27 protein-coding genes are annotated in these 21,095 nt (G+C 67.2%); 5 read left to right on the plus strand and 22 right to left on the minus strand.

What is annotated here, in order from left to right; genetic code table 11:
- The first annotated feature begins 1 nt into the window (after position 1).
- Positions 2-757, plus strand: a complete 756-nt coding sequence (gene arsH, locus J2X38_RS18180) for an arsenical resistance protein ArsH (RefSeq protein ID WP_058818133.1) — start codon at positions 2-4, stop codon at positions 755-757.
- A 27-nt stretch (positions 758-784) separates the two neighbouring features.
- Here the strand turns inward: arsH and J2X38_RS18185 are convergent, their stop codons facing one another.
- Genes J2X38_RS18185 through trbB form a run of 11 tightly spaced genes read right to left on the minus strand, consistent with a single transcriptional unit; the run spans position 785 to position 10,013 of the window.
- Complete coding sequence (locus J2X38_RS18185) at positions 785-1,006, minus strand: DUF2274 domain-containing protein (protein WP_058818134.1); 222 nt, start codon at positions 1,004-1,006, stop codon at positions 785-787.
- Positions 1,003-2,232, minus strand: a complete 1,230-nt coding sequence (locus J2X38_RS18190) for a TrbI/VirB10 family protein (protein WP_137890095.1) — start codon at positions 2,230-2,232, stop codon at positions 1,003-1,005. The genes J2X38_RS18185 and J2X38_RS18190 overlap by 4 nt, the downstream gene beginning before the upstream one ends.
- Positions 2,229-3,065: a P-type conjugative transfer protein TrbG gene (gene trbG, locus J2X38_RS18195; protein WP_294048586.1), complete on the minus strand. Its 837-nt coding sequence runs from the start codon at positions 3,063-3,065 to the stop codon at positions 2,229-2,231. The genes J2X38_RS18190 and trbG overlap by 4 nt, the downstream gene beginning before the upstream one ends.
- A complete protein-coding gene (gene trbF / locus J2X38_RS18200) occupies positions 3,062-3,745 on the minus strand; it encodes a conjugal transfer protein TrbF (RefSeq protein WP_137890199.1) in 684 nt (227 codons plus the stop codon). The genes trbG and trbF overlap by 4 nt, the downstream gene beginning before the upstream one ends.
- 4 nt (positions 3,746-3,749) lie before the next feature.
- Positions 3,750-5,030, minus strand: coding sequence for a P-type conjugative transfer protein TrbL (gene trbL / locus J2X38_RS18205; protein ID WP_137890093.1), 1,281 nt, complete (start codon positions 5,028-5,030; stop codon positions 3,750-3,752).
- Positions 5,027-5,350 carry a putative entry exclusion protein TrbK-alt gene (gene trbK-alt, locus J2X38_RS18210; RefSeq protein ID WP_310256043.1) on the minus strand — a complete coding sequence of 108 codons (324 nt, stop codon included), beginning with the start codon at positions 5,348-5,350 and terminating at the stop codon, positions 5,027-5,029. The genes trbL and trbK-alt overlap by 4 nt, the downstream gene beginning before the upstream one ends.
- A complete protein-coding gene (trbJ, locus tag J2X38_RS18215) occupies positions 5,280-5,996 on the minus strand; it encodes a P-type conjugative transfer protein TrbJ (protein WP_137890091.1) in 717 nt (238 codons plus the stop codon). The genes trbK-alt and trbJ overlap by 71 nt, the downstream gene beginning before the upstream one ends.
- A 6-nt stretch (positions 5,997-6,002) precedes the next feature.
- Complete coding sequence (gene trbE / locus J2X38_RS18220; protein ID WP_137890090.1) at positions 6,003-8,438, minus strand: conjugal transfer protein TrbE; 2,436 nt, start codon at positions 8,436-8,438, stop codon at positions 6,003-6,005.
- Positions 8,435-8,704, minus strand: a complete 270-nt coding sequence (locus J2X38_RS18225; RefSeq protein ID WP_058818138.1) for a VirB3 family type IV secretion system protein — start codon at positions 8,702-8,704, stop codon at positions 8,435-8,437. Before J2X38_RS18225 ends, trbE begins: the two co-directional genes overlap by 4 nt.
- Positions 8,704-9,000, minus strand: a complete 297-nt coding sequence (locus J2X38_RS18230) for a TrbC/VirB2 family protein (RefSeq protein WP_405053473.1) — start codon at positions 8,998-9,000, stop codon at positions 8,704-8,706. The genes J2X38_RS18225 and J2X38_RS18230 overlap by 1 nt, the downstream gene beginning before the upstream one ends.
- A 32-nt stretch (positions 9,001-9,032) precedes the next feature.
- Positions 9,033-10,013, minus strand: coding sequence for a P-type conjugative transfer ATPase TrbB (trbB, locus tag J2X38_RS18235; RefSeq protein WP_137890088.1), 981 nt, complete (start codon positions 10,011-10,013; stop codon positions 9,033-9,035).
- A 220-nt stretch (positions 10,014-10,233) separates the two neighbouring features.
- Between trbB and J2X38_RS18240 the strand changes: the two genes are divergently transcribed.
- The 4 genes from J2X38_RS18240 (at position 10,234) to J2X38_RS18255 (ending at position 12,600) form a co-directional block, all read left to right on the plus strand.
- Positions 10,234-10,752, plus strand: a complete 519-nt coding sequence (locus tag J2X38_RS18240) for a LuxR C-terminal-related transcriptional regulator (RefSeq protein WP_137890087.1) — start codon at positions 10,234-10,236, stop codon at positions 10,750-10,752.
- Positions 10,753-10,814: 62 nt separating this feature from the next.
- Positions 10,815-11,147, plus strand: coding sequence for a hypothetical protein (locus tag J2X38_RS18245; RefSeq protein ID WP_137890086.1), 333 nt, complete (start codon positions 10,815-10,817; stop codon positions 11,145-11,147).
- A 47-nt stretch (positions 11,148-11,194) separates the two neighbouring features.
- Positions 11,195-11,662 (plus strand): hypothetical protein, encoded by a 468-nt coding sequence (locus tag J2X38_RS18250; RefSeq protein ID WP_310256050.1) that lies wholly within the window; start codon positions 11,195-11,197, stop codon positions 11,660-11,662.
- 137 nt (positions 11,663-11,799) lie between these two features.
- The gene (locus J2X38_RS18255; RefSeq protein WP_310256110.1) at positions 11,800-12,600 is read left to right on the plus strand and encodes a JAB domain-containing protein; all 801 of its coding nucleotides are present in this window, start codon (positions 11,800-11,802) and stop codon (positions 12,598-12,600) included.
- Here J2X38_RS18255 and J2X38_RS18260 read toward each other — a convergent pair.
- The 11 genes from J2X38_RS18260 to J2X38_RS18310 all read right to left on the minus strand — a co-directional run bounded on the left by J2X38_RS18260 (position 12,576) and on the right by J2X38_RS18310 (position 20,815).
- A complete protein-coding gene (locus J2X38_RS18260; RefSeq protein WP_137890084.1) occupies positions 12,576-13,016 on the minus strand; it encodes a ribbon-helix-helix protein, CopG family in 441 nt (146 codons plus the stop codon). The genes J2X38_RS18255 and J2X38_RS18260 overlap by 25 nt on opposite strands.
- Positions 13,013-15,058 carry a conjugal transfer protein TraG gene (locus J2X38_RS18265; protein ID WP_137890083.1) on the minus strand — a complete coding sequence of 682 codons (2,046 nt, stop codon included), beginning with the start codon at positions 15,056-15,058 and terminating at the stop codon, positions 13,013-13,015. Before J2X38_RS18265 ends, J2X38_RS18260 begins: the two co-directional genes overlap by 4 nt.
- Positions 15,059-15,086: 28 nt before the next feature.
- Positions 15,087-16,832 carry a DUF3363 domain-containing protein gene (locus tag J2X38_RS18270; RefSeq protein WP_310256054.1) on the minus strand — a complete coding sequence of 582 codons (1,746 nt, stop codon included), beginning with the start codon at positions 16,830-16,832 and terminating at the stop codon, positions 15,087-15,089.
- Positions 16,833-17,063: 231 nt separating this feature from the next.
- Positions 17,064-17,813 (minus strand): lytic transglycosylase domain-containing protein, encoded by a 750-nt coding sequence (locus J2X38_RS18275; protein ID WP_082660503.1) that lies wholly within the window; start codon positions 17,811-17,813, stop codon positions 17,064-17,066.
- A 3-nt stretch (positions 17,814-17,816) separates the two neighbouring features.
- A complete protein-coding gene (locus tag J2X38_RS18280; protein WP_058818210.1) occupies positions 17,817-18,149 on the minus strand; it encodes a DUF736 domain-containing protein in 333 nt (110 codons plus the stop codon).
- A gap of 5 nt (positions 18,150-18,154) precedes the next feature.
- Entirely contained in the window at positions 18,155-18,724 is a 570-nt protein-coding gene (locus tag J2X38_RS18285; RefSeq protein WP_058818147.1) for a S26 family signal peptidase, read from the minus strand.
- Complete coding sequence (locus J2X38_RS18290) at positions 18,721-19,230, minus strand: DUF2840 domain-containing protein (RefSeq protein ID WP_310256059.1); 510 nt, start codon at positions 19,228-19,230, stop codon at positions 18,721-18,723. The genes J2X38_RS18285 and J2X38_RS18290 overlap by 4 nt, the downstream gene beginning before the upstream one ends.
- Entirely contained in the window at positions 19,227-19,478 is a 252-nt protein-coding gene (locus J2X38_RS18295) for an AlpA family transcriptional regulator (protein WP_053555711.1), read from the minus strand. The genes J2X38_RS18290 and J2X38_RS18295 overlap by 4 nt, the downstream gene beginning before the upstream one ends.
- A gap of 98 nt (positions 19,479-19,576) precedes the next feature.
- Positions 19,577-20,110 carry a DUF2285 domain-containing protein gene (locus J2X38_RS18300; protein ID WP_231728227.1) on the minus strand — a complete coding sequence of 178 codons (534 nt, stop codon included), beginning with the start codon at positions 20,108-20,110 and terminating at the stop codon, positions 19,577-19,579.
- Positions 20,082-20,375 (minus strand): transcriptional regulator domain-containing protein, encoded by a 294-nt coding sequence (locus tag J2X38_RS18305; RefSeq protein WP_197411994.1) that lies wholly within the window; start codon positions 20,373-20,375, stop codon positions 20,082-20,084. The genes J2X38_RS18300 and J2X38_RS18305 overlap by 29 nt, the downstream gene beginning before the upstream one ends.
- A 125-nt stretch (positions 20,376-20,500) precedes the next feature.
- Positions 20,501-20,815: a DUF736 domain-containing protein gene (locus tag J2X38_RS18310; protein WP_058818212.1), complete on the minus strand. Its 315-nt coding sequence runs from the start codon at positions 20,813-20,815 to the stop codon at positions 20,501-20,503.
- Positions 20,816-21,095 lie beyond the last annotated feature (280 nt).

Raw genomic sequence — 21,095 nt, forward strand, 5'->3', positions numbered from 1 at the left:
CATGACAGAACAGACCCACAGCCGCCTGCGCGCGCTCTCCGACGCAGACCATTTTCCCGCATTGAGCCCCGAATATCTCCACGCACAGCCGGCGTTTGGTCTGGGGCCGCTCGATCCCGCGCCGCGCATCCTTCTTCTGTACGGATCGCTGCGCGAGCGCTCCTACTCGCGCCTCGTTGTCGAGGAAACGGCGCGTCTGCTCCAGCTTTTCGGCTGCGAGACCCGCATCTTCGATCCTTCCGACCTGCCACTGCCCGACCTCATCGCCGATGACGATCATCCCGCGGTCGAGGAACTACGCCAGCATTCGCTCTGGTCAGATGGCCAGGTCTGGTGCAGCCCCGAGCGCCACGGCCAGATCACCGGCATAATGAAAGCGCAGATCGATCACCTGCCGCTCGCCTATAGAGGTCTGCGTCCCACGCAGGGCCGCACTCTCGCCGTGATGCAGGTCTCGGCGGGATCGCAGTCGTTCAACAGCGTCAACACGCTGCGCATCCTCGGCCGCTGGATGCGGATGATCACCATCCCCAACCAGTCGAGCGTTGCCAAAGCTTATGCGGAGTTCGACGAGGCAGGCCGCATGCTGGCGTCGAGCTATTATGACCGGATTGTCGATGTTGCCGAGGAGCTGGTGCGGTTCACCGTGCTGACGCGCGGCCACGCCGACCAGCTTGTCGATCGCTATTCGGAGCGCAGGGATCGCAACGCCCCTATCCTGACACCCGCACAGCTGGCCAAATTGCCGGGGGCGTGATGTCTTGTGGCCGCGAACTGGTGCCGATCAGGATCGACGCCGCAGCTTGCCGAATTCGCGGTCACCGCTCATGAAGCGCTCGATCATCGGGGCAATCAGCCGCTCCGCCGGCAAAGGCTCGGGGAGCCCATTGGCCCTGGCATGGATGCGGGCATAGTCTGCAAGATCGCGCATAATGCCTCCCGACAGTTCAACCGTGACCTTGACCGGCCGATCCTCGGCGATGGGTCCGAGCCGCAGCTTGCTCATCGGGATTCGCCGCTGAAAAGCGGCTCCAGCACCAGGTCACGGGTTACGATGACCCGAAACGCGAAACCGGGACTGATGGTGATAGTGGGCGGTATGGCGAGTTGCCGGTCGACGATCTGCCGGCCGGTCTGACCGATCGAATCCTGCGATCCCGACCGGATCGCACGAACGAGCCGATCGTCGTCGTCCGCTCCGAGCTCGGCGCCGACACCGAGCAGCGTCGATATGAGCGCGGCCTTGAACATATGGCCCCAATGATAGTCGGTGCGATCCGCCAGCCCCGCCATTCCGCCGGCATCCGCTCCGGGGAGCCGGCCAAGTGCGATCGAGCGACCGCCGGGAAAGGTCAACCGATCCCAAGTCAGTAACACGCGATTCTGTCCCGCCACGATCTCGCTGTCATACTCCCCGATCAGGCGCGAGCCTTGGGGGATCAGGAGAATGCGTCCCGTCGGACTGTCATAAATATTCTGCGTCACCTGCGCTGTGATCTGGCCCGGAAGATCGGAACGGATGCCGGTGATCAGCGCCGCCGGAATGATATTCCCGGCCTGCACGACATAGGGCGAAGCGAGCGGGACGATGCGTTCGCCGCTGTCTGTCCGGCGCGGACCATCTCCCCTCAGAAAGGGACGAGCCGGGGCTTCTGCGCCCGATGGATTGATCGCCTGCGCCGCGGGCGGCGCAGGTTGTTCCGCGGTACTGGCCGAGGCGCTGCCTCCCCCGCTTGCCAGGAAAAGATTGCTGGAACGCGCCGCGTCGCTTTCCTGGATCCGGCGCTCACGCGCCTGATCCACCGCCCGCTGTCGTTGATCGGCCGGCGGTGGAACAGCCACCATGGGCGGCGGCGTTATCATCCCGCCCTCCTTCTGCGCTGAGACGATCGGTCGCCCGAGGTCACCGGGAAGCGGCGGCCCGAGTTTCGGAACCGCGCCATAATCCGCGGGCGCGCCCGTAATGACCTCCGAGCGGTTGGGGCGATCGGTCTCATAGAGATTCTTGTCGGCTTGGGGAGCAGGCGACCGCAGCGCCCAGAGCAGAGCACCGGCGATAGCAAAGCCTGCCGCGCCGCCGATAATCGCGAGCGTCCGGCGCGAGAGGCGCATGACAGGCGGCATCTCGCCCTCAAGCCGGAACCCGTCGGGGCTGGACGGCGCGACGGGGCGTTCCGCCGCCAGGGCTTCAGGAGGCGGTTCTGCCTTCCCTTCCCGTTCCGGCCCGCTCATGACCGCCCCCGACGGCGCTTGTCGTCGCGCTCGATTCGCACCTTCTTCGCGCCGCGCCCGTTGCCAAGCCGCAGTTCGGCGCGTTCGAACAGGCGGTCGACGATGAGGAACCGGCCTTGCACGCGGTAATTGACGAGCTCCGCACCCTCCTTGTCACCGAGCACGAAGAGCGGGGGCATATCGCCCTCGGCAATGCCGTCGCCAAACTCGACGAACAATTGGCGACCGTCGTCGAAGATGCGCAGCGGGCGCCAGGGCACCTTGTCGCCGCTGATCCGATAACCAAAATTGAGCGCCGCAAAGTCGATGCCGCCCGCAACGGGTGCAGCGCGCTCCCGCTCGGTTTCGGCCGCTCGCAATGCGATCAGCTCATCGGCCGGGTAGGACCAGCTGACTGCGGCCATATAGGTCGAAGGCGTCGCGCGCAGTTCGAGATGATAGGTGCGGCGGTTGGTGTTGATGACGAGGTTCGTCATGATGTCGGGGCGGGTCGGCTTGACGAGAATATGAACGCGCCGCGACGTACCGGCGCCGCTCAGCGTGTCGCCGATGACCCAGCGGACCGTATCGCCGGCGGCGACCGGTCCGGGTCCGACGAGCTCTTCACCTTCCTGGAGCGCGATGTCGGTGACCTGCCCCGGCGCCGTATAGATCTGGAACAGCGCGCCATCGGCCCAGGCATATTTCTGGATCGCGCCCTGGAAGCTCGCGCGATCGGGCTGAACGCGCGCCGCGTCATTGGCCCGGCCGACCTGTGTCTTGACATCGGAGGGGGCGGCGACCGCAGGAAATGCCAGCGCGGCTGCGGTCACAAAAACGAGAAAACGTGTCACTGGCTGAGCTCCTTCGACCAATTTACGGCGGTGACAAAAATTCCGAGCGGATTGCGCCGCAGGGCATCGGGAGTGCGGGGCGGCTGAACCGTCACGGTGACGATCGCCGACCAGCGCGACGTTTCGAGAAGGCTGCCGTCCTGATAGCGGCGCTCGGTCCAGGCGATACGAAAGCTGTCCTTGGAGGCCCGGATCACGCTCGACACGTCGACCGCGACCTGTCGCTTGCCGATCTCCGCGAAGGGATCGTTGAGCCGGGCATATTCATTGAGTATCTGCGCGCCGCTTGCCGTGGTGAAGTCATAAGCGCTGAGCCAGTCCTTGCGCAGCACGATCGGGTCGGCCGGGATCGACCGGACATGCTCGATGAAGCGCGCGAGATGGAAGGCGATCTGCGGATCGGTTGGCGACCAGTCGGCGTCTGCGGGCGCAATGGCCCTTGCCTCGCCGAGCTTGTCGACCTCGACCACCCAGGGCGTGATCGTGCCGCGCAGCGACTGCCAGACCAGAGCCGAGGCGAGGCCGCCTGACAGAAGCAGGGTGCCGAAAAAGGCGAGCCGCCAGTTCTTCGCCTGCACACGCGCCGCGCCGATGCGATCGTCCCAGACCTGCGCCGCGCGCTGATGCGGCGTTACCGGGACGGGCGAGATCCCATAATGATTGGAGGGCCTGCGGAAAATCATATCAATCCCTTTCGCTGATGTCGGGTGCGGAGCCAGCGCCGTGGCTATCGCCGCCCTTCAGGGTCTGCGCGCCGACCATCGCGCCCTGCGTGACCGCCTGCCGCTGCCGCATCGCGGTCGCCCAGGCCGGCGGCGTACCGGCAGCAGGTGCCGGCCCCGCCTTCGCCGCCTGACCCTCACGGCCGGCCGCAAACTGCTCGCGAGACCGCTCGGCGGCACGCCGAAGCGGTGACGCCGCTGCGCTCGCCGCCGAGCGCGCGACATTGGCGAGACCCGCGCCGACCGCTTGCGCCCCGCTCTTCCCGGCCGCGCCTGCGGCGTATGAGGCCGACGCGCTGCCCGCAGTGCGGGTAGCGCCAGCCGCAGCGCCGCGCGCAAAGGTGGCGGCAGCACTGGTGGCCAGCGTCGCACCGGCGGCGCCCGCGGCGAGCGTGGCGCCGGCGGCGACGGCCGTGCCGGCCGCGGCGCCCGCGCCGAGCTGGGGCCCGCCGGCGACGATGCCATTGGCGATCGAAGGACCGAAGATACCGAGACCCAGCAATGTGAGCGCGCCAAGCGCGATCGCCATCACTTGCTCGATGTCCGGCTCGGCGCCAATCTGGGCACCCATGAAGCGATCGAAGAGGGTCGTGCCGATCCCGGTGATGACGGCGAGCACCAGCACCTTGATGCCGGAAGAGACGATGTGGCCAAGGACGCGCTCGGCCATGAAGGCGGTGCGGCCGAAAAAGGCGAAGGGGATCAGAACGAAGCCCGCGAGCGTGACAAGCTTGAACTCGAGGATGGTCACGAAGACCTGCACCGCGAGGATGAAGAAGGCGAGGACGACGATCACCCAGGCGATCAGCAGGATCAAGATCTGCACGAAGTTGGTGAAGAGCCCGATAGGCCCCAATAGGTCCTTGCTCGCATCAAGAAGCGGCTCCGCGGCATCGAGGCCCGTCGCCGCGACGACGGCCGGGCGCATGAAGTCGCCGATCGCCATGGTGCCGCCGCTCGCCTTCAGCCCAAGACCGGCAAAGCTTTCGAGCATGATCGTCGCCAGGCTCTGAAAGTTGCCGATGATGAAGGCGAAGACGCCAATATAGAGCGTCTTCTTGACGAGGCGCTGAAGGACATCCTCGTCGGCTCCCCACGCCCAGAACAGCGCCGCGATCGTCACGTCGATGACGATGAGCGTCGTCGACAGGAACCCGACTTCGCCGCCGAGCAGCCCGAAGCCGCTGTCTATATAGGTCGAAAAGACCGACAGAAATTGGTCGATCACGCCCGTGTCGTTCATCGCTCGTTCCTCCGCTCACCGAAAAACCGGCGACGCTTCGCTTCCCATGCCGTTTCGCAATCGGGGTCGGCCGTCGTGACGGTCCGGCAGCGGCGAAGCCCATCGTCCGGTGCCGGGTGTGCGTCCGCCCCGGAGACCTGGGGGACGGACGCACGAGGCGTGGGCGGCAGGGTCGCGGCGACGAGCGCGAGCGTCATGGCGATTCCGCCCAGCACTGCCGCGCCGGCGATCCTGGCCGCCCGGCCCATCTCAATTGCCTTTGCGGAAGCGGCGGAAGCGCTCGCGTCCCTCGGCCTCGGCAGCCGCCGCGCGGGCGGCATCGAGCATCTGCGCCCGCCCCTGCGCGGCGATCGCAGCGGCAAGATCGCCGAGTTGCTGCGACTGGAGCGCGAGCAGCTGGTTGCCCGCCTGTGCCGCCTGGAGGGCGCCGGTCGCGGACTGGCTCGCTGTCACCAGCGTCGTAATCGAGCGGCGCGCATCGCCCATATTGCCGACGACGCCCGCCTGGACCTTCATCGCATCCTGGAAAGCACCGACGCTGTCGTTCCAGCGCGCTTCGGCATTGGCGACCATTTCCGCCTGCGTGCCCGTCAGTGCGCCGCCCTTGTAGCGCGCGTCGAACGCCTTCTGGATGTCTCCGACATCAAAAGCGACCCGCTGCGCTTCGCCGAGCAGGGTGCGGGTCCGGTCGACCTGCCCTTGCAGCTCCTCGAGCGTGGAGACCGGCAGGCTCGACAGGTTGCGTGCCTCGTTCGCGAGCGACGTCGCCTGATTCTGTAGCTGCTTGATCTGATTGTTGATCTGCTCGAGCGTGCGTGCGGCGGTCAGGATGTTCTGGGCGTAATTGCGGGGATCATGGACGATCCCGCCCACCTGGGCCGCGGCCGGGGCGGACACGGCCGCAGCCGCGATGCCGCACCCGGTGACGAGCAGCGCGGCGGCGCAATGGAAAATCGGGGTCTTCATGGTCATTCACTCCTTCAGGGTGGAAGATTGGAGATTGGCGAGAAGATCGGCCGCCCAGTCGAGGCGGCGCTCACGCAGCCAGGCGGCGGCAAAGCCATCACCGCCATGTTCGGCGACGAGTTCGCCGATGCGGATCTGGTCGGTCTTGGAAGACGCGGCGGTGAAGGCGAGCGCGACCTCGCCGAGTCCGAGCTCGAACAGCCGGTTCCCGTGCCGCGACTGGCAATAATAGTCGCGCTTCGGGGTCGCACGGCTCAATATCTCGATCTGCCGGTCGTTGAGGCCGAAGCGCTCATAGACCCGCGCGATCTGCGGCTCGGCGGCGCGCTCGTTGGGAAGGAAGATGCGCGTCGGGCAGCTCTCGATGATCGCGGGCGCGATGCTCGAGCTCTCGATATCGGCGAGGCTCTGCGTCGCGAAGATGACGCTCGCATTCTTCTTGCGCAGCGTTTTCAGCCATTCGCGCAGCTGCGCGGCGAAGGCCGGACTGTCGAGGATAAGCCAGCCCTCGTCGATGATGATCAGGGTCGGCGAGCCATCGAGCCGCTGCCCGATGCGGTGAAAGAGATAGGCGAGCACGGCGGGAGCGGAAGCGGCGCCGACGAGCCCCTCGGTCTCGAGCGCCTGCACACGCGCGTCGCCGAGGCGTTCGACCTCCGCGTCGAGGAGCCGTCCCCAAGGTCCGCCGACCAGATAGGGCGCCAGCGCCTGTTTGAGTTCCTGCGACTGCAGTAGGACCGCGAGCCCGGTCAGCGTCCGTTCCGCGACCGGCGCGGTGGCCAGCGACGTCAGCGCCGACCAGATATGCTCCTTCGCGGCCGGATCGAGCGCCACGCCTTCGCCCGCGAGGAGCGCGGCCAGCCATTCGGCGGCCCACGCCCGTTCGCCCGCCTCGTCGATGCGCGCAAGCGGCTGCAGCGCGACGCCGCCGCCGTCATCCTGCAGAGCGCCGCCCAGATCCTGCCAGTCGCCGCCCATCGCGAGCGTCGCGGCGCGGATCGAGCCTCCGAAGTCGAAGGCGAAGATCTGGCCATGCTCATAGCGCCGGAACTGCAGCGCCATCAGTGCGAGGAGCACCGACTTGCCGGCGCCCGTCGGACCGACGACAAGGCTATGGCCGACGTCGCCGACATGAAGAGTTAGGCGGAACGGAGTCGAGCCTTCGGTCTTGCCGTAGAGCAAGGGGGCATCACCGAAATGCTCGTCCCGTTCCGCCCCCGCCCACACCGCTGACAAGGGTATGAGGTGGGCGAGATTGAGCGTCGAAATGGGGGGCTGGCGGACATTGGCATAGACATGACCGGGGAGACTCCCCAGCCAGGCATCGACCCCGTTCATGCCCTCGACCGTGCAGGTAAAATCGCGGCCCTGGATGACCTTTTCGGCGAGCCGCAGCTTTTCGGCCGCGATGGCGGGATCCTTGTCCCACACCGTCAGCGTCGCGGTCACATAGGCGATGCCCGCATGGTCGGCGCCGAGTTCCTGCAATGCCATGTCCGCGTCGGCGGCCTTGTTCGATGCGTCGGAATCCATGAGCACCGACGCCTCGTTGGTCATCACCTCCTTGAGGATCGCGGCGACCGACTTGCGCTTCGCGAACCATTGCCGCCGGATTTTGGTCAGCAGCTTCGTCGCGTCGGTCTTGTCGAGCATGATTGCCCGCGTCGACCAGCGATAGGCGAAAGCGAGCCGGTTGAGCTCGTCGAGCAGGCCCGGCCAGGTCGCGGTCGGAAAGCCGGTGATCGTCAGCGTGCGGAGATGATGCGCGCCGAGCCGCGGCGCGAGCCCGCCGACGAGCGGCTGGTCGGTCAGCAACGCGTCGAGATAGACAGGTGTCTCGGGAACGCGGACGCGTTGCCGATTGGTCGAGACGCAGCTGTGGAGATAGGTGAGTGTCTCGCCGTCGCCCAGCCATTCGGCTTCGGGAACGAAGCCTTCGATCAGATGGAGTAGCCGCCCGCTACGATCGACGAAGCCCTTCAGATATTCTTTCGGATCGACTCCCGCCTCCGAGCGCCCCTCATAAAGCCAGGCTTCCGCACGCGCGGCCTCTTCCGCGGGCGGCATCCAGAGCAGGGTCAGATAATAGAAGCTTTCGAAATGCGCGCCTTCCTCGCGGAACTGCTCGCGGCGCTCGACATCGACCAGCGCCGAGACGGCGTCGGGAAAATCGGAAACCGGATAGGATCTCGCGGGAACACGCTGCGCCTCGACGAAGACCGCCCAGCCCGAGCCGAGCCGCCGCAGCGCATTGTTGAGCCGCGCGGTCACCGAGACGAGTTCGGCCGGGGTCGCGCTGTCGAGGTCGGGACCGCGAAAGCGCGCGGTACGTTGGAAGGAGCCGTCCTTGTTAAGGACCACGCCCTCGGCGACCAGCGCCACCCAGGGAAGATAGTCGGCGAGGGAAGCCGATTTGGTGCGATATTCGGCGAGGTTCATCATGGGCGCATCCAGACAGGAAATTTGAGGTGGCGGCGGGCGACGTCGACGAACTGCGGGTCGTGCCGCGCCGCCCAGACCGAAAGGGCATGGCCGATCGCCCAGAGGGCGAGGCCGGCGATCCAGAGGCGAAGGCCAAGCCCGATCGCGCCGGCGAGGGTTCCGTTGACGATCGCCAGGCTGCGCGGCGCGCCGCCGAGCAGGATCGGCTCGGCGAGCGCGCGGTGGACCGGCGCGAAGAAACCCGGAATGTCGGCCTCCTGTCCCATCAGACGAGCGCCCCGCCGCCGAAGGAGAAGAAGGAGAGGAAGAAGCTCGATGCCGCGAAGGCGATCGACAAGCCGAAGACGATCTGGACCAGCCGGCGGAAACCGCCCGAGGTGTCGCCGAAGGCAAGGCTCAGGCCGGTGACGATGATGATGATCACCGCGACGATCTTGGCGACCGGACCCTCGATGCTCTCGAGGATCGACTGGAGCGGCGCTTCCCAGGGCATTGACGAGCCGCCGGCATGGGCCGGGACGGCGACGATCATCGCGACGACGATCGCGGTCGAAGTGAGCATGGCGCGGCGGGCACCATGCCGGGCGGCACGGATCATGAGCTTTCTCCTTCTTGTGTGTGCGGGACCAGGCGATATTCGCCGGTGGCGGGATCGAGCCCGTCTACCCGCGCAAGTTCGCACAGGCGCCGGCCAGTCCCATCGCGGACGAGGACGGCAACAAGGTCGATGGTTTCGGCAAGCAGCGCGCGCGGCACGGTGACGACCGCCTCCTGGATGAGCTGCTCCATGCGGCGGAGCGCCCCGAGCGCGCTTCCGGCGTGGATCGTACCGATCCCGCCCGGATGCCCCGTCCCCCAGGCCTTCAGCAGATCGAGCGCTTCGGGGCCGCGGACCTCGCCGATCGGAATGCGATCGGGCCGGAGGCGGAGCGACGAGCGCACGAGGTCGGTGAGCGATGCGACCCCGTCCTTGGTGCGCATGGCGACGACATTGCGCGCGGCGCACTGCAACTCGCGTATATCCTCGATGAGGATGACCCGGTCATCGGTGCCGGCGATCTCGGCGAGCAGCGCGTTGGCGAGCGTCGTCTTGCCGGTTCCGGTGCCGCCGGCGACGAGAATGTTCATCCGCCCGGCGACCGCATGCCGCAGCGCGGCGGCGGCAGCCGGCGCCATGATGCGCGCGCCCACATAGTCGTCGAGTGTGAAAACGGCGGCCGCCGGCTTGCGGATCGCGAAGGCCGGAGCGATCACCACGGGCGGCAGCAGTCCCTCGAACCGTTCGCCGCCGCCGGGCAGTTCGGCCGATACGCGCGGACTCCCGGCATGAACTTCGGCGCCGACATGATGTGCGACGAGGCGGATGATGCGTTCGCCATCGGCCGCGCTCAGCCATGTGCCGCTATCCGAAAGGCCAGCACCCAAGCGGTCGACCCAGAGGCGGCCGTCCGGATTGAGCATGATCTCGACGACTTGCGGGTCGGCAAGCCAGCCGGCGATCGCCGCTCCGAATGCGGTCTGCAACATGCGCGCGCTGCGATTTCGCGCTTCGAGCCGGATCGGTTCTGCAGCCATGAGAGGACCCCGTTTCGCGGCGCCGGACCGGAGTGTCCGTGCGACGGGGCCGAGTAAGAGACGCAGGGATTGCCCCAATTCAACAAGCTTTTGAGCGCGTCGCACCGTGGCGTCGAAAGACAGGCTGTGGCGTAGGCGCCGTCATCGCGGGAGAGCGGCCGCGCCCCCGCGAATCACCCCCGGGGCTTGTGCCGGAGGCAATTTTGACAAGAGTGTGAACATGAGTGATTCGAGGTCGCAGACATTTGAGGACGCCGAACGCTGGGCGCGCCTCACCGACAAGCAGCGGGCCTGCCTCGATCTCCTGATCGAGCGACAGACCTCGAAGCAGATCGCGCGGCAGCTCGGAATCGCCAAGCCCACCGTCGATCTCCGGCTGACCAAGGCGCGCGACATATTGGGGACGGCGAACCGCGACGAGACCGCGATCGTCTATGCCCGTCTCAAACAGACCTATGACCGGATCACATGCGATCCGATCGACCTTCCGCCGCCGCCTGCGCTCGTGCCATCCCACTTCCCGGACGGAGGCCCGGCCGACGCGATGGCGCTGAACGACAGTGTCCTGGCGGCGGACGGGCCGATGGAGGCCAGCCCGCCGTTCAGGGATTTCTGGAGGCATGACCATGCCCGGACGAGGCGAGCGCTGATCATGGCGGCCATGCTGGTCGCACTGGTCCTGCTCATCTTATCGGGGCTCGCCATCGCCCAGGCGCTGACGCGGCTGATCTCCGGCTGATCCCTTTCCCTTGTGCCCAAGCAATCGCCGGATCGCCCCCGCGATCCGGAAAAGGAGAAGTCATGTCCAAAGAAATCAGTTTTGCAGCAGCTCGTCTCGAGCGCGACGTCGCGGCTGCGGAAGGCAGGGTCGACGATGCGCTCATCGCGGTGTCCTCGCTGACGACAAGCGTCGTTACCGCGCGACGCGATACCGTCGGTGTGCCGGCCACCAGCGGTCATGCGACGATCCGGCGGCTCGCGAAGGCGCAGATGGCGCTGGTCGATGTGAGCAGCGACATTCTTCGCGTCCATGGCGATCTCGTGCAAATCGGACGCGAGACGGCGGGCTATGACCTCCATGAATGCCCGTCGATTGCCGGCGCGGTTTCCGAGCCTCTTCCGGCGGCCGCCTGACTCCGATTGACCGGGAGCAGCCAGCATGAAAGGTTCGGACGGTGCGCATGGCATTTTTCCTCGCTTTCTTGCTGGTTGCTCTTGGCTATGCGGCCTGGCGCGGGGGCGGACCCGAACGCGCAATGGCCGCGATCGCGCTGACCATGGTGGGAGCGGACAAGATGCTCCACGCTTTCGTACCGGTCGAATTCGCATCGCTGGACATGGGGCATCTCGCGATCGACCTGTTCGGTGCGAGCGCGACCACCCTGCTCGCGCTTTTTGCGCATCGCTTCTGGCCCATGTGCGTCGCGGTCCTCCATATTCTACCGCTCCTCGCGCACACGAGCCGGATCCTCGATGTGGAGATTCATCCGGCGGCTTATCTGACGATGCAGGTCGCGACCTCGTGGCTGGTTCCGCCGATCCTCATCCTCGCAACCTGGCGGCACCAGCGACGCCTGGCGCGCGGCGACAGCGAGCCGTCCTGGTACATCTCGTCGCGTCGATCGATCCCGAGAACAGCCAATCGGTAGCCGAAACGCTACTTGCCGAGTTCCATAGTCTCGATCGCATCTGGTCGCGGTCACCCGAGGCGCTCGCGCGGGTCCTCGGGGAAAAGAGTCCGGTCATAGGCCTTCTGCTTGCCGCGCGCGAGGCCGGCCTCGAAGCCATGCGCGCCGAATTGCTCGGTCGCGTGATCGAACCCTCCAGCCCGAAATTGATCGAATATCTCAAGGCCTCGATGGGGGCGCTGCCCGAGGAAATTCTTCGCGTGCTGTTTCTGGACGCGTCGCGCCGACTCATCGCCGACGAGCAAATGCAGCATGGCTCGGTTCGGCAGCTGACACTTTATCCCCGCACGATTTTCCGGCGCGCGCTCGAACTGGACGCGGCGGCTATCCTGCTGGTCCATAATCATCCAAGCGGTGACCCGGCCCCGAGCGACAGCGATATTCGCGTCACCGACCTCCTGCGGGGCATCGGCCGGGCGCTCGACGTCGAACTCATCGACCATATTATCGTCACCCAGCGCGAGCACCATAGGCTGGCCGCCGGCAAAGCTCCGCCGAGGGGAAGACCGGGACCGCCGTTGACCCTCGGGGACGGGCATCGCGACGAGACGCAGAAAGAGATTGCCGACCTCGCACTCGCCAATGCGCGGCGGACCTTGCGGCGGCGGTTGCTGCGCAAACAGCTTCTGGGCAACGATGAATTATTCGGCGAGCCGGCGTGGGACATGCTCATCGACCTCTTCATTCATGAAGGCGAGGCGAAGCCGGTGTCGACGAGCAGCCTCGGCATCGCCTCGGGGCTGGGGATGAGCAGCGCGCTGAGGCTGGTCCAGCGGCTCTGCGACGCCGAGCTCCTGGTCCGCACGTCGGATCCCGCCGACGGACGGCGAAACTTCATCCAGCTGGCGCCCGAAGTCGCCCACCGGCTTACCGCCTATTTCGCGGCCGGCGAGGAATGAGTGCCGGGCTGTGTGCCCAGCGATACTTCCTCCTGGAACTTCGGCCCAAGTTCCATTCGGCGCGCGAGCGTATCGACGAACGCCTCCCACCGTTTCTTGCCGGTGGCCTGCGCCGCCTGCAGCGCCGCATCGGGGAGCGGCGGATTGTTCGTCAGCCAGGATCGGATGAACAGCGCGGCGGTCTCGTTCGACAGCTCGATATGCCATTCGAGCCGATCGATCTGCCGCGACAGGCGGTCGAGGCGCCGGGCGAGCACCGCCTCGAGCCGCTCCTCCTGATCGGGTGTGAGCAAGGATGCAAGGGCGGCTTCGACAATATCGGTTCGCGTCATGCGCCGGCTGCGCGCCCGTTCGTCGAGCTCGCGGCAAAGCGCGGCATCGAGGCGGAAGGTCCGTTTGACCGCGGGCTTTTTCACAGGTCGATTCCATCGCCCGGATCGAGCGATGCGTTGCGCGCATTGCGCCGCATCGCCCGGTCCATGGCGCGCCGGTCGCGCGCCGCGTTACCTCCCTCGCCGCCGCGGTCGAAATCGAACTCGTTGACCTCGGGCACAGGTTCGGGTGCCACATTCTCATGATCGGCGAGGCCCGGCTCCCGCCGGATCCCCGAATTGGCCCCCTCCTCCGCCGCAGCGCCCCTGGCCGGCGCCGCCGCCTTCGGGTCGCCGTCCTCCGCTGGCGATGCCCGGCGTCCGGCAGGCCCGGGTCCGGGAAGCAGAAGGACGGGCGCCGGCGCCTGCGGCCGCGGCGTCCAGTCGTCGTCCGCCCGTTTCGACGTCCGGGCAGGTGTCGGCGGTGCGAGAATGCGGCTCGTGAACCGGGGGTCGACATAATAGCGTGCCTTCGCAGCCCGGATCGGCGGCACCCCGGCGGCCATCACGATCTGCTCGCCTGGCGGCAGTTGCATCACCTCGCCCGGCGTGAGCAAGGCGCGGGCGGTTTCGGTGCGCGAGACCATGAGATGACCGAGCCAGGGCGAGAGGCGGTGGCCGGCATAATTTTTCATTGCACGCATTTCGGTCGCAGTCCCGAGCGCATCCGAAATACGCTTGGCGGTCCGCTCGTCGTTGGTCGCGAAACTCACCCGGACATGGCAATTGTCGAGGATCGCATTATTCTGCCCATAGGCCTTTTCGATCTGGTTGAGCGACTGGGCGATCAGGAAGGCCTTGATCCCGTATCCCGCCATGAAGGCGAGCGCGCTTTCGAAGAAATCGAGGCGGCCCAGCGCCGGAAACTCGTCGAGCATCAGGAGCAGGCGCCGCGGCCGCGCGCCGGGATTGAGATCCTCGGTGAGCCGCCGTCCGATCTGGTTGAGGATCAGGCGAATGAGCGGCTTCGTCCGGCTGATGTCGCCGGGCGGCACGACGAGATAGAGCGAGGTCGGACGGTCCCCCGCCATCAGATCGGCAATCCGCCATTCGGAGCGGCCCGTCACCGCCGCGATGACGGGGTCGCGATAGAGGCCGAGGAAGGACATGGCGGTCGAGAGCACCCCCGAGCGTTCATTGTCCGACTTGTTCAGCAATTCCTGCGCGGCCGCGGCGACGACGGGATGCACGCCCTTGTCCCCCAGATGCCGGGTCGTCTGCATGCGGCGCAGCGTCGAGACGATCGGTCGCCGCGGATTGGAGAGAAAGGCGGCGACACCGGCGAGCGACTTGTCTTCCTCGGCGTATAGCACGTGCAGGATCGCGCCGACGAGCAGCGCATGGCTCGTCTTCTCCCAATGGTTGCGCTTCTCGAGACTGCCTTCGGGGTCGACGAGCACGTCGGCGACATTCTGGACATCGCGCACCTCCCATTCACCGCGGCGCACTTCGAGCAGGGGATTATAGGCTGAGGATTTGGCATTGGTCGGATCGAAGAGCAGCACGCGGCCGTGCAGCGCGCGAAAGCCCGCGGTCAGCTGCCAATTCTCGCCCTTGATGTCATGGACGATGCAGCTTCCCGGCCAGGTGAGCAAAGTGGGCACGACGAGCCCCACGCCCTTGCCCGACCGTGTCGGCGCGAAGCAGAGAATATGCTCGGCGCCGTCATGCCTAAGATAGTCGCTACCGAACCGGCCGAGCACGACCCCTTCGCCCCCGAGCATCCCGGCAGCGCGTATCTCGCGCCGGCCCGCCCATCGCGCCGAACCATAGGTCTCGGCCTTCCGCCGTTCGCGGGCGCGCCATACCGACATGGCGATCGCCACGATGATGGCAGCGAACCCGCCCGACGCGGCGATCAGCGCGCCCTTATAGAAGATCGGCGGCGCATAGGCGTCGAAGGCGAACCACCACCAGAAGAAGGCCGGCGGCGGATAGACGGGATAATCGCCAAGGCGGAACCAGGGCTCGCCGAGCTCGGGCTGGAAGGCGAGCGCCGCCGCCGTCCATTGCGTCGCGCCCCAGACCGCAAGGAGGACGATCAGAAACACGGCCGTTATCTGGCCCCAGAGAATCCTGTCGTTCACGCTCGCCTCCCATGATGGATGCCCGGCCTCACAGCCCGATGCCCCTGCCGCGCCCGAGCGCCCAGTCGACGGTGCCGCCGGGCGTCATCGTCCCGGTGACATGCTGGCCAAGATGCTTGTCGAGCGCCGGGCGCCAGGGAACGAGCTGGAAACCGAGCCCGTCGTCGATCATCGCGAAACGGCCCGAAGACAAAGTGACGCGTTCGCGGTAGATGCCGCTTACATGGTCATCGGCTCCCGAGGGCCTGTGCGCGAGGCCGGTGCGCTCGGCGATCGAGCGGAACGCCGCGTCGAGGTCGCGCGCGTTCAAGGTCTCGATGAGACCCTGCGCGAGAATGACGCGCTGACCCTGGCGGCTCGCCAGTCCCTGCTCGGCGAGGTGGCGCGACCGCGCATCCATCGCATCGCGAATTTCGCGTCCGAAGCCTTGATGGCTCGCCGCCGGCTCGCGGGCGACGAGTTGACGGTCGAGCCAGGTCGCACCGGGCGCGGTCACTTGCGCACCCAGCGGCAGGTCCGATCGCGTCACGAGCGACTGCCGCATCTGCCCCTTCGCGTCGGCCCAGGATCGAAGCTCGACAATGGCGCCGGGCCGCGCGTCGCCGGTCATCTCCATGTCACCGAACCGCAGATGGTGCGTGCGCCCGTCGGCGCCGTCGATAATCGCATAGGCGCTGCCGGCGAGTTCGTCGTGAAGCCCGCGATCGACGAGGCGGCCGATGACCGGATCGGTCGGCACATCGCAGTGGAGAGCAAGCACCGACGGGTCGAAGCGGCCGCCATCGCGGGTCAAGGCGCGGTGCATGGTCTTGATGATGTCGCCGCGAACCGAGAGGTCACGCAGCACGGCTTCGGCATCGCCGCGCATGACCCAGATGCCGGACTCGATCTGCTCGGCAAGACCGAGCGCCTCGAGCTTCGCCGCCCGGCCAAGCAGCTGCCGATGAAGATGCCCATCGGCCTGACCGTCCGGCCGGAGATCGATCTCGCCTGCCCCCTCGGCGGCTATCCGCTCGAGCGTCCGGTCGAGGCCCGTCCAGCGCTCGGCGTCGACCTCGCGCGCGAGCGCATCGGCGATGTCGCGCGCGCTGCGCGGCCCGAGCTCGAGCGTGGCGATGTCCTCGGCGCGCCAGCGCAGCCCTTCGCTCATATAGCCGCGGTCGACGACGAGATCTTTGCCGTCGTCCGCGACGCCGCGGACGAGGATATGGATGTGCGGATTGTCGGTGTTCCAATGATCGACCGCGATCCAGTCGAGCCGCGTCTCGAGATCCTTTGCCATGTCGGCCATGAGGTCGCGGGTGAAGCGCCTGAGGTCGTCGATCTCCCCGGCATCTTCCGGACTGACGATGAAACGGAAATGATGACGATCGTCCTCGCAGCGCGATGCGAAGCCGGCGCGGTCGGCTGCGTCCCCCTCCGCGTCGAACATCGATGCGTCGCGCCCGTCGCGAGTGACGCCGTCGCGTTCGAGATACTGGATATGGCGCGCGAGCGGCGCCGAGCGGAAGCGCTGCCCCTTGTGGCGGACGATCCGCGCCTTGATGACGACGCGGCGGCCATCGGCACGGAAGCGCGCCCGCGCGAGCGCGCGGCGGCCGCGGCCATGACGCCCGGTGCCGCCGCCGGACCCCGGCGGCCGACGCGCGAAACCCTTGCGCGCCATCGAGCGACGCACCTGCCCGGCGAGGCTACGCCCCCGCCGCGACGCCCCGGCCCCGCGGTCCCGCACCCTTCCCGGCCGGACCTTGAACTCACCGTCGTCACCGCTCACGGCGGGCCTGCCATATTACAAGATGCTGTATTTGCTGAGTAATGTTTGCGATCATATGGCCGAGCAATTGCGAGCCATATGAATTTTCCCCAGATTTGTGCCCTCCTTCGACCAAATGGCTGGCAGCCCTTTTATCTCGCCATACTTCCCTTCCATCCCATCCAACCCTGCCATTCGCTGCCGGCTTTACCCCACAAGGCGCAGACGAACGCGGCGGAGCGAGCGAGGCCATCATCGACGGTCCTGACCGGAAAGCGGGACGAAGAGCGGGTGCCGCCCGGCGCCAGTGGCTGGCGCGGCGGCCGTCGGACTATCGGGCAGACTGTTCGAGTCCGACACGGCCGGCGCGCGATCTTCGACGACAGAGGCATTGTCGCCCCGCGCGGCAAAGAGCGTCGATCGCTGCCAGCCCGGCGCGGCCGAAGGCGGCGCGGCGGCGCGCGAAGCAATGCCGGAAGCGCCAAGCTCGGGCGCGATCCGCGCGACATAGGCGCGCGTCTCGGCAGGCAGTCCGCGCCGTCCGGACGCATAGGCGTCGGCGCGGCCCGGTCCCGCATTATAGGCCGCGAGCATCAGCGGCACATCGCGGTAGCGATCCCACATCGCGCGCAGATAAGCGGCACCCGCAAGGATGTTCGAGCGCACATCGAACGGGTCGCTACCCAGTCCGTGGCGCGCCGACAGCATCGCCCAGGTCGCGGGCATGATCTGCATGAGCCCCATCGCGCCGGCGTGCGAAACGGCGCGCGCGTTGCCCCGGCTTTCGGCATGCATGACGCGCCAGATCCAGCGTTCGGGGATGCCGAAACGCTGCGACGCCTCGGCGACCGACGCCGCATAGGGATGGACATCGGCGCGCACCGCCGGCGCGGCGACGGCAGCGGATGCGCCGCCGAAGGGCGCGCCGAGTGCGCCGCCGAGTGCCGCCCAGCGCAGCGCGAGCGCAATGGCGGTGCAGGACGATCGCGGCCCGTATGCCATGGTCTAGCTCCGCTCGCGCGCCGACGGGCGCGACCAGAGCAGATGATGTTCGCCCTCGTCGTGCGACGCGCGAAGCAAGTTCGCGCGGAGCGGAACCGCGAAGGCGGGGTCGTCGATCTGCACCGCGATGAATGCTCCGGCACGCTCGCCGGTGCGGTTCCAGCCCGCACCGATTTCGATTCCGCTTGCAGCGTCGCCGAGGAACAGCCGCCATTCGGGGGCATGTTCAGCCGCCGACGGCTGCGCCCGAACGATGGTGATCGCGGCATCGCAGGTGAGGGTGCGCAGACGGCCGGCATAGCCGTCGCCGCACATTTCGAAAGTTCCGATGAGCATCGATATCACTCCATTTCGCTACGGGGAAAAGCAAGATCGCGGCCCGAAGGGCGCCAGCGCAGCGGCGCGCCCGAGGCGTCGCGGGTCAGGATCGGGTGCGCCGGTCCGAGCAGGCCGGTGGTCGGAAGCGGCCCGAAGTACCGCCCGTCGAGACTGTCCGGCGCCGCATTGATCAGGAAGATTTCGCGGGGCCGGACGATGCGGCAGCCGAGCCAGACCGGCAGCGGCCGGCCGGCCCGGTCGCGCGCCAGCGCGCGGGCGACGGCCCGGCCATCGACGGTCACGAAGACGCCCGAGCGACAGAGGCGCGCGCCGGGGAGCGCGGCAACGCGCTTGATAAGCGGCACGCCGCGAGGCAGGTATTTGCGCCGCGCCATGTAGGCGGCGAGCTCAGCTGGCGGTTCGATCGCGACCCAATCGCCGACCATGGGCGCGGCGCCGGGATCGATGCGATACAGACCGACCGGCGCGCTTTGGCTCGCATTCCACAGCAGGCGCGGCGCCGGCGCGAACCAGGCTGAGAGACTGAGCAATGTCACAGCGGTAGCGGCAACATGGAGGTAGCCGCGGTTCATGATTCGATCGCCCGGCGGCGTAGCCATGCCGCATGGCGCGCGGCGCTATAGGGACGAAAGGGCATCCCGGCTGCGAGACGGTCGGCGACATGACGCCAGTGATCGGGCGATGCGTCGCACGGATCGACCCCGGCGGCCTCGACTGCATCGACCGCTTCGAGCACCCGCGAAACCTTCGGCCAGCTCTCGATGTGCAGCAGAATTTCGCCGCCGGGCCGGACGAACGGCAGCGCCGTATGAGGCTCGCCGACAGCGACCGCGGTGACGATCTGGATACTCGAGTGGATGGTGCCGAAGTCGTTCGAGGACCAGCGCAGATAGGCGAAGGTCGCTCCCGGACGAAACATGACGATGCGCTTGCGGCGGCTGACGATCCGCTCGGCGGCGACGCGGCCAAAGCGGATCCATTGCTCGGTGCGGCCTTCGATCCAGGTCAGTTCGACCTCGGTCAGCGGCGGCTGCGCCGCTGCCGTGCTCGCCGCCGCGATGCGATCGGGCGGCATCATCGGCGCACCGGCCGCGCGGGATGGACGGTTCCCTTGCCCGGATCGGAGGTCGAAGAGCGCCGGCCGATCTCGGCCCAGGCGTCGAGATCCTCGATCCCATAGACGACGCGTCCGCCAAGCTTGCGATAGGCGGGCCCGGTCCCGTAGCAGCGATGCTTCTCGAGGGTGCGGGCCGAAAGTCCGAGATGCAGGGCGGCATCGGGCGTTCTGAGATAGCGCGGGCCAAGGGCGGGCAAGGGGGGATTCATTCGCGTGCTCCTTCCAGCCGCCGGGCCGAAAAAAGCCGGTGCGGCGGGTCGTGGAGCGTGGTGGCGCGAAGATGAGCGAGAGCCGGAGCGGCTAAAATTCAGGGCAATTTTTGTCGCCCCGCAGGGCCGGCGAGCAGCGCCCGATAACCGCCCTGCATCAGACCGCGTGCTTCCTCGATCAACCGCTGCGTTCGCCTTCGTTCGGACGAGGACTTCCATTCGGCGCCGCGGCCGACCGACAGGCGTGGATAGATGATGAGGCGCGCGACATCATGAGAGGTGACGCCGGCGCCGCCCGGTTCCTGGAGGAGATCGAGAATGGCGAGCATCATGCCGAGGCGGCGCGCCTGATAGGCGGTCGGCAAGAAGCCGGCAGGCGGCGGGCCGGGCCCATCGCCGAGCCACCGATCGAACCGCACAGCCGCCTCGTGGCGCAGGCCGACCAACGAATCGCGCAGGATCAGGTTCGCAAGCGGGACGCCGGGCCTGTCGGTGCGGAGCCACAGGCGGTGCCAGGCCCGGTCGTCGGCGAAGACGAAGTGCCGGCCATCTTCCAGGCGGCGATCGGCGACGACAAGATGGGACGGCGGAACCGCAAAGGCGTCAGCCGCCGGGCATCCCGGCGGCGCCACGTCGAGGATGTTGGTGTAACCGCAGATCGCCGCCGACCAGAGCGCAGGACTTTCGCGCGCCGAGCGGAACGGCGGACATGGGAAAGCAAAGACCCCAACGCCGGGCCATCGCCTCCCGCGCGGCAATATCGCCGCGGCGCCCGCCGGTCATAACGCAGTCATAGTCGCGGACATAAGCAGGGTTGCGGCGCAGAAATTCCTGCGCGAAGCCCGGAAAATCGAGCAGCGCCCGCTGCGTCACCTGTAATCCGGCCGTGCCTGCCACCGTCACCTCCATTGGGATGACGGCAGCATCGCGATCGGAGGATATCGGCCTATTCCAACATCGCGGAAGGCCGATCCCCAGAAATGGGTATCCCGCCCGGCTGCTGCCGGGCGGGATAGGGGGGCTCAATCGCCGCGGCGGGCCTGGCGGTTCCAGACCAGATCATGTTCCTCGCCTTCGCCGGCGAAGAGCTGGGCGAAGATGGGGGCGGCAAATGTCGGATCGTCGAGCTTGACCGACAGATAGGGGCGCTTGTCCTGCGACTTCTTTTCCCAGGCGGCGCCGACTTCGGCCTCGCCGATGAAGACGCGGTGGCTGGGGGCGTTGCCGCTCGGATTGTCTTCCGGAACGATGCGAACCAATTTCGCTTGCACCGAGAGAGTGACGATCTGTCCCCGATACTCGCCGGAAACCTTCTTGAACGTGCCGATCCTGGCCATGATGCTTATCCTTTCCTTGGGCTCGGGCCGCACCAGCGCGGCCTCGATGCGCATCGATGGTCAGCAAGGGGCCGGTGCCGCAGCCGCCAGGCCCGCAGCGCAGCGGAGGACGGACACGGGCCGTCTTTCTTGTCTCGCGAGGAACGGCGGCACGCCGGGGGAAGAAAGTCGGTCATGGCCGTTGCGGCGTTCCGGAGCAGCGCAGCGGCTTGCTGACAGATGGCGCATTCCGGGAGGCCGTGCTGGCGTGGCCAGCGACCGGGAAGCGCAGAATGGCCAG

The sequence above is a fragment of the Sphingopyxis sp. BE235 genome (assembly GCF_031457175.1).
Classification (GTDB): Bacteria; Pseudomonadota; Alphaproteobacteria; order Sphingomonadales; family Sphingomonadaceae; genus Sphingopyxis.

Bases quoted from the DNA above. Each gene is read 5' to 3' on its own strand.
- J2X38_RS18290 (WP_310256059.1), bottom strand. From the start codon at position 19,230: ATGATGCCGCCCGATCGCATCGCGGCGGCGAGCACGGCAGCGGCGCAG.
- trbB (WP_137890088.1), bottom strand. From the start codon at position 10,013: ATGGCTGCAGAACCGATCCGGCTCGAAGCGCGAAATCGCAGCGCGCGC.
- trbL (WP_137890093.1), bottom strand. From the start codon at position 5,030: ATGAACGACACGGGCGTGATCGACCAATTTCTGTCGGTCTTTTCGACC.
- trbJ (WP_137890091.1), bottom strand. From the start codon at position 5,996: ATGAAGACCCCGATTTTCCATTGCGCCGCCGCGCTGCTCGTCACCGGG.
- J2X38_RS18230 (WP_405053473.1), bottom strand. From the start codon at position 9,000: ATGCTCACTTCGACCGCGATCGTCGTCGCGATGATCGTCGCCGTCCCG.
- J2X38_RS18240 (WP_137890087.1), top strand. From the start codon at position 10,234: ATGAGTGATTCGAGGTCGCAGACATTTGAGGACGCCGAACGCTGGGCG.
- J2X38_RS18295 (WP_053555711.1), bottom strand. From the start codon at position 19,478: ATGAATCCCCCCTTGCCCGCCCTTGGCCCGCGCTATCTCAGAACGCCC.
- J2X38_RS18255 (WP_310256110.1), top strand. From the start codon at position 11,800: ATGCGCGCCGAATTGCTCGGTCGCGTGATCGAACCCTCCAGCCCGAAA.
- J2X38_RS18190 (WP_137890095.1), bottom strand. From the start codon at position 2,232: ATGAGCGGGCCGGAACGGGAAGGGAAGGCAGAACCGCCTCCTGAAGCC.
- J2X38_RS18245 (WP_137890086.1), top strand. From the start codon at position 10,815: ATGTCCAAAGAAATCAGTTTTGCAGCAGCTCGTCTCGAGCGCGACGTC.
- J2X38_RS18310 (WP_058818212.1), bottom strand. From the start codon at position 20,815: ATGGCCAGGATCGGCACGTTCAAGAAGGTTTCCGGCGAGTATCGGGGA.
- J2X38_RS18225 (WP_058818138.1), bottom strand. From the start codon at position 8,704: ATGGGACAGGAGGCCGACATTCCGGGTTTCTTCGCGCCGGTCCACCGC.
- J2X38_RS18280 (WP_058818210.1), bottom strand. From the start codon at position 18,149: ATGCTCATCGGAACTTTCGAAATGTGCGGCGACGGCTATGCCGGCCGT.
- J2X38_RS18250 (WP_310256050.1), top strand. From the start codon at position 11,195: ATGGCATTTTTCCTCGCTTTCTTGCTGGTTGCTCTTGGCTATGCGGCC.
- J2X38_RS18275 (WP_082660503.1), bottom strand. From the start codon at position 17,813: ATGGCATACGGGCCGCGATCGTCCTGCACCGCCATTGCGCTCGCGCTG.
- trbK-alt (WP_310256043.1), bottom strand. From the start codon at position 5,350: ATGCCGCCCGCGCGGCGGCTGCCGAGGCCGAGGGACGCGAGCGCTTCC.
- J2X38_RS18285 (WP_058818147.1), bottom strand. From the start codon at position 18,724: ATGAACCGCGGCTACCTCCATGTTGCCGCTACCGCTGTGACATTGCTC.
- trbE (WP_137890090.1), bottom strand. From the start codon at position 8,438: ATGATGAACCTCGCCGAATATCGCACCAAATCGGCTTCCCTCGCCGAC.
- J2X38_RS18185 (WP_058818134.1), bottom strand. From the start codon at position 1,006: ATGAGCAAGCTGCGGCTCGGACCCATCGCCGAGGATCGGCCGGTCAAG.
- arsH (WP_058818133.1), top strand. From the start codon at position 2: ATGACAGAACAGACCCACAGCCGCCTGCGCGCGCTCTCCGACGCAGAC.